Raw genomic sequence first — 445 nt, 5'->3', positions numbered from 1 at the left:
GAATAGGGCGAATAGTCTCTGGCAGTAGACCCGAAACCGAGTGATCTATCCTTGACCAGGTTGAAGGTGCGGTAACACGCACTGGAGGACCGAACCCACATCTGTTGCAATAGATGGGGATGAGTTGAGGATCGGAGTGAAAGGCTAAACAAACTCGGAGATAGCTGGTTCTCCTCGAAAGCTATTTAGGTAGCGCCTCGTGCGAACACTGTTGGGGGTAGAGCACTGTTATGGCTAGGGGGTCATTGAGACTTACCAAACCATGGCAAACTCCGAATACCAACACGTGCTACACGGGAGACACACGGCGGGTGCTAACGTCCGTCGTGAAAAGGGAAACAACCCAGACCCGCAGCTAAGGTCCCAAAGTCATAGCTAAGTGGAAAACGATGTGGAAAGGCATAGACAGCCAGGAGGTTGGCTTAGAAGCAGCCACCCTTTAAAG

At 51.7% G+C, this 445-nt stretch carries 1 rRNA gene; it reads left to right on the top strand.

The window, feature by feature from the left end:
* Positions 1-445 (top strand): 23S ribosomal RNA (locus tag ACPYOD_RS19165); the annotation flags it as partial.

The sequence above is a fragment of the Luteibacter sp. HAY1-4A genome (assembly GCF_056755355.1).
This window is presented reverse-complemented; position numbering and strand designations above follow the sequence as displayed.